Genomic DNA, 9,055 nt, shown 5'->3' on the forward strand with positions numbered 1-9,055 from the left:
ATTTGATGCCGCTACAACGGTCATTAAAGTGCCCGCCAGAAAAGTCCCCCACTGGGAACTCTCCGATAACCGCTATACACCTGCATTGCCGGCACGCGGCAACTTCTCCTATGCATCATCAACAGATACTATCAGTCTCGTTCCCTACGGCACCACCAGGCTGCGGCTGACAGTATTCCCCGTTATTCCTTAATACCACGTTTAAATCCTTACACTATGACTATTACGAGTATTTCAGTACTAGAAACTACCGCGGGTACCACCGCCAATGAACTTTGTAACCTGCTGGGATATTATGTCCCCGGCGACGGCGGAGGCGGAGATTTTTACTGGCAACCCACCACCACCAGCGGCGATAACCGCGGTACCATCATCGTAGTCGCCGGCCTCGGCAGATGGCTGCGGGCAGACACGAATCTCTTTAATGTAAAATGGTTTGGCGCCAAAGGCGACGCCTCTCACGACGACACCACCAACATCCAGCAATGTATCAACACCGCCGCCAGCGGCAGAATTATTTATTTCCCGAAAGGCAATTACAAAGTAACCGCACAAATCAATCTTAAAACAGGGCAAACCTACACCGGAGAACAAGGCGATTATGGCATCGTAGATTCACCTACACCCACTATCCTCGACTTCACCACCGCCGTCGGAAACATCCACTGTCTGAGCTTCGATGCCACCATCGGGGCCACTGGTCCAACCATCAGGAATCTCACCCTCAACTGCGGAGAAGCCCTTACCGGCATCCGTTACTACAGCAGCAACTACTCTAACTGTTACAGGCCTACGTTGCAAAATGTAGATATCCGCCTCAAGGAAATAGCCGATCCTACGCAAACCTGCATCTGGTGGGACCCCGTGTACCTGGGCACCATAGACCGCTGCCTGCTGCGCGGCGGCAGAATAGGGATCAAACTTATTGGCTGTTTCATGAACCGGATCATCAACGTCACCACACAACAAGGCATCTACGCCAACGGCAATGCACCGGTAGCTGCGGTGTATACCCGGCAAATCAGGGCAGGCAAAACAGGTTCGTTTATTGGTGGCCGTAACCTTATTGAAACGTCAGAACCCCTGATCATCTCCCCGGATGAAAACAGCGTGATGATTGACACCGATGGAGGACTTATTATCAAAGACACCGCCCTGGAAGTGAATAACGGCAGCCTCACAGGCGCATCCGCCAAAGCATTGATATGGATGCATAAAGACGGTAACCAATCTCCTTTCAGATCAGACCTGATGCTGGAAAGAGGCGCCATCTTTAATACCTCGGGCACCTCCGGTACCACCAATGGCAGGGCCAAATACGGTATCCTCGTGGAAGCCGGCATGTTTAGCCGCATTGTGGCCAGAGGCGTTTCTTTCAAAGATAATCCCATCGTGATTGCCAACGCCACCACCACCGGCCTCGCCGCTGTCGGCGCCGATTTCCAACGCCTCGATGTACAGGGAAACGATTTCGCTACGGCTTATTACTCGGACTATCCCGGCTGGAAACCAGCTACCAGCTACACTTCCGGACAAACGATCCAAAACGGCATCAACCTGTATATCGTCACTACCGCAGGTATTTCTGATCCCGGCGCCGGCCCCACTGGCACAGGCACGGGCATTACAGATGGTACCGTGGTATGGGATTTTGTAAAAGAAAATACAGGTCCCTTTCCATTGAAAAGATACCGGGAAACCAACACCGATGTATACATTGTGGGAGATACCCGCGGCGTGAAAGATAACCAGTTCATTAACGCCAACGGCTCTACGGAGCGGTTCGGCGGCGCCTGGGGATTTTTCAAAGCCACCGTCGATCCCGGTAGCATCAGTGATAACCAGTCCTGTATTAAAATAAGATATGATAATGCACCGCCTTACGCCACGCCTATGAAAGCAACGGTGGTGCTACGCAGACTAGCCCCCGGTGCTTCCGCCGGCCGGTTTACCATGCAGTGTTCTACCAGCGGCGGCACTAATTTGCTGGGCAGATGGGATTTCTCCAATATTCCTTTGAACGAAGACAAACAATATACCGTCACCGGTTTTGCCGTGCCTTCCACCATGCCGGTGGCAGACTTCTCCGCCTGGTTCCGTGATAATGCCAATCAACCCCTATGGGATAATATCGCCGTAAGATCCGTGCGCGTGGAAAAAGCAGTGGCCTTTTCCAATGCGGTGACCATCAGCGATGATAATACCGCCGCTAATGTAACGCCTGCAGATTTTAGCAGCAGCGATACCACGCTGATCAGCGCCGCAAATTTTCTGCTGCCGGCTACGGCTGTCATCTCTTTTGGTACCCCACTGGTAACGGCAGGTCCGCTGACTATTGATCCCGGTATCCCTTATTTAAGTAGCAGAACCACCACCGGATTTACCGTGAACCTGCGATGTGCACCCGGTGCAGGCAATAGTATCACTATCCCGTATACCGTGACTTATTAAAAAATCCTTAAAAAGGGGGTTGACCAAAAAGTATTTTTTTCCCGCAAAGACGCAGAGCAGCAAAGGTGCGAAGATTGCATAATTATTTTCTTTTATAGTTATTACATCATCTTCACGTCTTGCGGGCTTAAAATCCGCTTCGGTCCTTTGTTGCTTTGCTGCTTTGCGCCTCTGCGGGAAAAAAATATACTTTTCAGGCAGCCACTCCCCCTATTGAAAATAATTTCCGGGACATTCACCCGTTATACACAAAAAACCGTCTGTAAGATGTATACCAGCGTGCAGGAAAAAAGAAAAATACCAATGAGGGAAAAGCATCTTTTATGGAAAGCGCTGTTAGTCATTTACCTGTGCAGCTATAGCGTAAACAGTAATGGCCAGGGAACGCAGGCATATGATCCGGAAAAAACATACACCGCACCAACAGACAACCAGGTGAAAGCCAAACTATCGCAGTGGCAGGACCTGAAGTTTGGTTTGTTTATGCATTGGGGTACGTATAGCCAATGGGGTATCGTGGAGTCATGGTCGCTGTGTCCGGAAGACTATCCCTTCACCAAACGCACAGGCCCCTACGCTGATAACTGGTTTGTATATAAGCAGGCGTATGAAAACCTGCAAACGACTTTTAATCCTACGCACTTCCACCCGGAAAAATGGGCCGATGCGGCAAAAGCAGCAGGCATGCGCTACGTAATCTTTACCACCAAACATCATGATGGCTTTTGCATGTTCGATTCAAAGTATACCGACTATAAAATCACCAGTACTAAAACGCCTTTTTCGTCCAATCCCCGCAGCAATATTTCATTGGAAATTTTCAATGCATTCCGAAAAAAAGATTTCATGACCGGCGCCTACTTTTCAAAACCGGATTGGCATTCGGAAGATTACTGGTGGTCTTACTTTCCACCGAAGGACCGTCACCAGAGCTACGACAAAAAACTGTATCCTGAACGCTGGCAACGATTCTGTGATTTTACGTATCACCAGATTGAAGAGCTGATGACCGGCTACGGCAAGCTGGACCTGCTTTGGCTGGATGGCAGCTGGGCAGGCATGGACATGGCGCCGATAGTGGGCATGGCTCGTCAGCATCAGCCAGGACTACTGGTGGTGGATCGTCATGGTGCACCGGAATATGTAAATTATCTCACCCCGGAACAAAAAATTCCGGATCACTACATCCCGGTTCCCTGGGAAACCTGCATGACCATGGGCCGCTCCTGGTCTTATGTAGAAAAAGAAAATTACAAACCGGCGCGACAGCTGATCCAAATGCTGACAGATATTGTGGCGAAGAATGGTAACCTGTTGCTGAACATCGGCCCCGGACCGGAGGGCGACTGGCACGAAGCTGCTTATCAACGACTGGCGGATATAGGGAAATGGATGCAAACAAATGCCGAATCCATTTACGGCACCAAACCTTTTGCACCCTACCGGCAGGACAAATTTGCTTTTACAAAAAATGAAAAGGCCCGTTATGTGTCTTATTTGCCGGCAGAAAAAGAAATGATCTTACCAGCCACATTAAGTTTCCCGCTTACGGATATTAACCACAAATCCCATATTGCTTTGCTGGGTGCTACCCAGCCATTGAAATGGGAATTTACGGGAGATGTGGTGACGGTGAGCATTCCCGAAACCGTGCAACAACAGCTGGCCGGAGAAGCGGTGTGGGTATTTAAAATAAACTGATTGATCTAACATATGCCAATACGATTATTCCTGGCAGCGCTCTTCTTTTCTTTATCGCTCCAGGCACAAACAGATTCGTTGAATGTAATGCAGGCATATCGCCTGCGTCAGGGCCTTCCTAACTTCTTCGCTAAATTAAAAGCAGGAGGACCGATCACCATTGCTTATTTCGGCGGCAGTATCACCGCCGCTTCCGGCGGCTGGCGCGATCAATCAGCAAAATGGTTTCAACAACAGTATCCGCAAGCTAAAATTAAACAGATCAATGCCGGCGTGGGCGGCACCGGCTCAGACCTGGGCGTATTCCGGCTTCGCAGGGATGTATTAACGCAGCAGCCTGACCTGGTATTTGTAGAATTTGCCGTTAATGATGGCGGTCCCTATATCCATGAAACCATGGAAGGCATTGTGCGACAGATCTGGCGCGCTAACCCCGCTACGGATATTTGTTTTGTGTATACCGTTGCCGGTAATATGCTGCCCACCTTACAACAGGGACAGCTATGGCCTTCTATGCTGGCCATGGAACATATTGCACAGCATTATGGCATCCCGTCTATACAGTTAGGCATAGAAGTATTGGCGCTGTTAAAAGCCGGCAAACTGGTGTTCCAGGGCAAACAGGAACAGTACCCGGATAAACTGGTGTTCTCTGGTGATAACATTCATCCCAACACCGGCACCGGTCATCGCTTGTATACGGAGGCGCTGATTCGCGCCATGGAGTCCCTGAAAAATAATGATCACGCTATTACACACCCGCTTATCGATCCCTATACCAAAGACAATTGGGAAGATGCACAGCTGCTGTCTGTGCAGGACCTGCCCCAAACCGGGCAGTGGACCGACCTTTCCAACAGTAATGATTCGCTGGCGATGCAATTCCGTCAGCGATTTCCATTGCTTGTAAAATCCACACAACCGGGATCATCGATGCAAATAAATTTCAATGGGCGCCTGGCAGGCTTGTACGACCTGGTAGGCCCCGGTTGTGGTCAGTATGAAGTCACCATCGATGACGCCGCGCCAAAGCGATATCCCCGCTTCGACCGCCATGCTACCTACTATCGGTCACATTACTTTTTCTTACCGTTATTAGCTGCGGGAAAACATACGATTACGCTGCAGGTATCTCCTGAAAAATTAGATAAAATGGCCATCCTGAAAACGGATAACAATCCCGTTGGTGATCTGGAGAAATATAAAGAAAATGCCTGTTATGCAGGCTGGCTATTGTTGCTCGGACATTTAACCACCGAAACGAAATGATTAGAAAAATACTGCTCCTCCTTCTCTTCCCGTTCGTTAGTGGCGCTGCATCGCCACCGGTGTACGACGTATGTATATACGGCGGTACTTCCGGTGGGGTGATCGCTGCCTATACCGCCAAAATGCTGGGCAAATCGGTGTTGCTGGTGGCGCCGGAAAAGCAGTTGGGGGGCTTGTCTTCCGGCGGGCTAGGGTATACAGACATCGGCAATAAATACGCTGTGACCGGCCTTGGGCTCGACTTCTATCGCCGTACCGGCGCCTACTATGGCAAGTTTGAATCCTGGATCTTTGAGCCGCATGTGGCAGAAAATATTTTCCGCCAATACCTCCGCAAGGCCAATGTACCTGTGCTGTATGAAAACAGGTTGTTGTCTGTCAGTAAAGAACAGGGCATTATCAAAGGCATCACGGTAGAGACGAACGGCGCCCCCCATACGCATACTTTCATTGCGGCCCGTATGTTCATCGACTGTTCCTATGAAGGTGATCTGATGGCGAAAGCCGGTGTACCCTACATCGTGGGCCGGGAAGCCAACAGCGTTTACGGAGAAACATTCAACGGCGTACAAATACAGGCATCACAAACGCCCCAGAGAGGCAATCAGATCCCCGATGGCATAGATCCTTACCTGATTCCCGGAGACGCCAATAGCGGGCTGCTATGGGGCATCAGTGGGGCAATGGCTGCCCCTATAGGTAGCGGCGACAAAAAAGTGCAGGCCTATAATTTCAGGATCTGTTTAACCAACGACCCGGCAAACCGCATTCCCATTACCAGGCCGGCACGTTACGACTCCACGCATTATGAGCTGCTGCTACGCTACATCCGTAAGTTCCCGAATGCCACGGTGCGGGATATCCTGAAATTTGACAGAATGCCGAATTACAAAACAGATATCAATAATAACGGTGGCTTCTCTACTGATATGATTGGGATGAACTACGATTATCCGGAGGGTGATTATGATACGCGACAACGTATTCAACAGGCGCATGAAGACTACAACAAGGGGCTGCTTTATTTTTTAGCACATGATCCACGGGTGCCGGCCGCTATGCAGCAGTTGATGGCTGAATGGGGCTACCCGAAAGATGAATATCCCAACAATGATCACTGGAGTCCGCAGATGTATATCCGGGAAGCCCGGCGCATGATCGGCGATTACGTAATGACCCAGGCCAACTGCCAGGGAAAAGTAAAAGTAACAGATGGCATTGCCATGGCGGCCTACGGCATGGATTCGCATAATACCCAGCGGGTAGTGATCAACGGCATGGCCAAAAATGAAGGCGATGTACAAAGAGGCGTAGCAGGCCCCTACCCGATTTCCTATCGCGCCATCATCCCTAACGCCGCAGATGCCAAAAATTTGCTGGTACCGGTTTGTTTGTCTGCTTCCCATATCGCTTACGGCTCTATCAGGATGGAACCGGTGTTTATGGTGCTGAGTCAATCGGCCGCCACGGCGGCAGTACTGGCCCTGCAACAACAACAATGGGTGCAGGATATCGATGTGGCACAGCTGCAGCAATTACTGAAAACCAATCCACTGGCAGATGGCAGCGCCCCGGAAATACTGGTCGATAATGAAGACAGCGTCCATGTTATCAGAACAGGCGCCTGGCAATTGCAAAAAGGCGATCATTACGGACCCACTGCGTTTATAAATGCGGATAGTAGTCAGCCCGCAAGCATCCGGTTTATTCCGGCCATAAAAAAATCCGGCAACTATCAGATATATACCTACGTTTCAGCAAAGGAAAAAGGAATAACACCACAAACATTCATTTCGGTATTCAACGGCAGTAACGAAAGCAGCAGCTGGCTGCAAACCACCCATCTTTCAGTACAGGGACAAACCGGCGGAGAATGGCTACCGCTCGGTACTTTTACGTTCCGGGCAGGGGTAGATAACTATGTACAATTCAGCAACAAAAATGCGCAAGGCACCGTAGTGGCAGATGCCGTGGTTTTTATACCGGTAACTGCCAAAAAATAATTCCCGAAACCTGACAAAGAGATATTAACTTTAAGGACAGTACACGTTATTGAGATTTCATTGTTCGGAATTTACCACGTTAATAAGTATCTCTTCATGAACAACAATGATGATAAGCTTTTATTACATCAACTCAGGGAAGGTGATATAAAAGCATATGAACAATTATTCAAAAAATACTACAAATCACTGACGGTAGACGCTTACTATCTGTTGAAAGATGAGACAGAAGCGGAAGACCAGGTGCAATCTCTTTTCATTGAAATCTGGGACAAACAACTCTATCACAACATTACCTACTCCGTTAAATCCTATCTCCACACTGCTATCCGTAATAAATGTCTCAGTTTTATTGAAAAAGGAAAAAATGAACACAAAAGATTCAACGCGTATGTGAATACTTTGGAAGATGAAATTAATGAGAATGTGGTGGAAAATAAAGAGACAGAAAACAGGTTAAACCTCATCCTGAACGAGCTTCCTATACAGCGTTTAAGAGCATTTAGCCTGGTATACCTGGAAGATAAAAAATACAAGGAAGCCGCCGAAGAAATGGGTATTACCATCAATTCCGTTAAAACACATCTTAAGCTTGCTTTAAAAATATTACAAAAAAAGTTTGCGGGCTTTAAGTAAACCGATCACCCGTTTTTGCTCAAAAATGGTCTTTAAATAACAGATGGAAGTAAACAGAGAACATATCAACGCACTGCTGTTTGAAAAAATAGCCGGAACGATCAGCGCATCAGATGATAAACTGGTAACAGCTGCCATCGAAAATGATGCAGCCGTGGCAGCCCTGTGGCAGGATATTCAACAATCTCTCCACCACCCGCAAAGCCATACCTTCCTCAACAGCATTGATGAATCGCGTAGCTGGGATCAGGTCAAAAACAAACTACAGCCCGTTTCCCCAAAAGTGTCCCCACTGCGGACCTGGCGCGCCGCCGCTGCAGTAGCACTGGTGTTGCTGGCTGCCGGAGGCACTTATTATTTTTCAAAAAGTAAAGCTCCCCTCGCGGAAAAAACCATCTTACCGGTATCCAATACGTTGCAATTAAGATTAGACAATGGTACAGACATTCCTTTGTCTTCCGCTGCCAGTCGTACTATTACCGCAGGCCCGGCGCAGTTGCTCTCCAATGGCAACCAACTCACCTATACAGTACCTGACAACACTCCCGATGAATGGGCCACCCTAATGGTACCCGGAAAACTGGATTATAAAATTGTACTGAAAGATGGTACGGAAGTATGGCTCAACTCTTTATCCAGTCTCCGTTTCCCGTATGTCTTCAACGGAAAAAACAGGGAAGTATATCTTACCGGCGAAGCTTATTTTAAAGTAGCGCCACTGGCCGCACAGCCTTTTATTGTACATGCCGGCGAAACCGCTATTGAAGTACTTGGCACCTCCTTTAACATCCAGGCATATGAACCGGCGCACGTCACCACCTCCCTCGTGGAAGGCGCCGTCATTACCCGGACTAAAAATGCCGCTATCAAATTAATGCCGGGGTATCAGTCGCTCTACGCCGCCGGAAAATTCAGCACCCTTTCCTTTGACGCCGACAATACCCTCTCCTGGATGAATGGCAGCAGCCATTTCCATGACGCCACCCTCCGCAGTA

At 48.9% G+C, this 9,055-nt stretch carries 7 protein-coding genes; all 7 read left to right on the forward strand.

Going from position 1 to position 9,055, the window contains the following annotated elements; all coding sequences use genetic code 11:
* A partial coding sequence (locus tag VIP81_RS22685; RefSeq protein ID WP_331966783.1) for a hypothetical protein occupies positions 1-193 on the forward strand: 193 nt, incomplete at its 5' end.
* Positions 194-216: 23 nt separating this feature from the next.
* On the forward strand, positions 217-2,451 hold the full coding sequence (locus VIP81_RS22690) for a glycosyl hydrolase family 28-related protein (RefSeq protein WP_331966785.1): 2,235 nt from the start codon (positions 217-219) through the stop codon (positions 2,449-2,451).
* 267 nt (positions 2,452-2,718) lie between these two features.
* Positions 2,719-4,152 carry an alpha-L-fucosidase gene (locus tag VIP81_RS22695; protein WP_331966787.1) on the forward strand — a complete coding sequence of 478 codons (1,434 nt, stop codon included), beginning with the start codon at positions 2,719-2,721 and terminating at the stop codon, positions 4,150-4,152.
* A gap of 12 nt (positions 4,153-4,164) precedes the next feature.
* Positions 4,165-5,421, forward strand: a complete 1,257-nt coding sequence (locus tag VIP81_RS22700) for an SGNH/GDSL hydrolase family protein (RefSeq protein ID WP_331966789.1) — start codon at positions 4,165-4,167, stop codon at positions 5,419-5,421.
* Positions 5,418-7,424 (forward strand): FAD-dependent oxidoreductase, encoded by a 2,007-nt coding sequence (locus VIP81_RS22705; protein WP_331966792.1) that lies wholly within the window; start codon positions 5,418-5,420, stop codon positions 7,422-7,424. Before VIP81_RS22700 ends, VIP81_RS22705 begins: the two co-directional genes overlap by 4 nt.
* Before the next feature lie 96 nt (positions 7,425-7,520).
* The gene (locus tag VIP81_RS22710; RefSeq protein WP_331966794.1) at positions 7,521-8,060 is read left to right on the forward strand and encodes a sigma-70 family RNA polymerase sigma factor; all 540 of its coding nucleotides are present in this window, start codon (positions 7,521-7,523) and stop codon (positions 8,058-8,060) included.
* A 43-nt stretch (positions 8,061-8,103) separates the two neighbouring features.
* Positions 8,104-9,055: FecR family protein (locus VIP81_RS22715; RefSeq protein ID WP_331966796.1), on the forward strand; the 952-nt coding region annotated here is incomplete at its 3' end.

Origin of the sequence: Chitinophaga sp. (genome assembly GCF_036566945.1) — a bacterium.
In the GTDB taxonomy this organism is placed as follows: Bacteria; Bacteroidota; Bacteroidia; order Chitinophagales; family Chitinophagaceae; genus Chitinophaga.

Bases quoted from the DNA above. Each gene is read 5' to 3' on its own strand.
- VIP81_RS22710 (WP_331966794.1), top strand. From the start codon at position 7,521: ATGAACAACAATGATGATAAGCTTTTATTACATCAACTCAGGGAAGGT.
- VIP81_RS22695 (WP_331966787.1), top strand. From the start codon at position 2,719: ATGTATACCAGCGTGCAGGAAAAAAGAAAAATACCAATGAGGGAAAAG.
- VIP81_RS22690 (WP_331966785.1), top strand. From the start codon at position 217: ATGACTATTACGAGTATTTCAGTACTAGAAACTACCGCGGGTACCACC.
- VIP81_RS22705 (WP_331966792.1), top strand. From the start codon at position 5,418: ATGATTAGAAAAATACTGCTCCTCCTTCTCTTCCCGTTCGTTAGTGGC.
- VIP81_RS22700 (WP_331966789.1), top strand. From the start codon at position 4,165: ATGCCAATACGATTATTCCTGGCAGCGCTCTTCTTTTCTTTATCGCTC.